Below are 1,054 nucleotides of genomic sequence, written 5' to 3' on the forward strand. Positions count from 1 at the left end.
CAGGTCCATCTGCATGCCGATGCAGGCGATCAGGAAATACAGCAGCAGCGAGCCCAGCTTGGACGCGCCAGCGCCCTCCAGGTTGCGCGCACGGGTGAAGCTGAGCGCCAGGCCGCAGGTAGTGGAAATCACCACGACCCACACAAACGGCGCATCCAGGCTGAACTGCGATGCCCAACTGACATGGCCCTTGAACCACGCCGAGACCGGGCCGGCGATCGCGTGCGACAGGCCGACCGTGCCGAAGGCCACCGCCACGATCAGCATCAGGTCGGTAAGACTGGCCACACGTTCGTGCTCGCTGCGGAATTTCTCGATGCGCAGCTTGAGTTCGTCGATGCCCGAGGTATCAGCACCGCTGCGCGCGTCGATCTTCGCCGCGCGGCCAGCCAGGAAGATCAGCGCCGCCATCCATACATAGCCCACGCCCACATCGACCACCGCGAACTGGCCGAAGGTGGTCGCGTTGACGTCGAACACCTCGCGCATGGCCAGCATGTTGGCGCCGCCGCCGATCCAGCTGCCGGCCAGTGCCGCCATGCCGGCCCAGGTGTCGCCAGCTACGGTGGCCGGGTGCAGCCACTTCATCACCTGGAAGGCCACCACCGCGCCGAGCATGATGCTGAAGGAGGCGCCCAGATACATCACGATCAGTTTCGGACCCAGCCGCAGGATGCCCTTGATGTCCACCGCCAGGGTGAGCAGCACCAACGCCGCCGGCAGCAGGATGTCGCGCGCGACCGGGTTGTACAGATGCGTGTTCTGCCCGTCGATCAGCCCGAACGTGTTGTAGATGCCCGGGATCAGGTAGCACAGCAGCAACGCCGGCACGACGGTGTAGAAGCGCTTCCACAGCCCCTGCTCGCGCGAGGCGGTCCAGAACACGGCGCCGAGGGTGGCGGCGATCAGGCCGAAGACGACGATGTCGTTCTGGATCAGGGCGGGTGCTTTCACGGGTGTGGCGTACCTGGAGGATGGGCGTGGGATCCCACACGTTTCGGGAAAACAATCACCTGTAGAGCCGACCGTTGGTCGGCTGCCGTAAAAGAGCAGC

1 protein-coding gene is annotated in these 1,054 nt (G+C 65.1%); it reads right to left on the reverse strand.

Annotated elements, in window-relative coordinates; all coding sequences use genetic code 11:
• Positions 1–954: DUF819 family protein (locus ACXJKH_RS21135; RefSeq protein ID WP_457322310.1), on the reverse strand; the 954-nt coding region annotated here is incomplete at its 3' end.
• Positions 955–1,054 lie beyond the last annotated feature (100 nt).

The sequence above is a fragment of the Stenotrophomonas sp. P5_B8 genome (genome assembly GCF_054049855.1).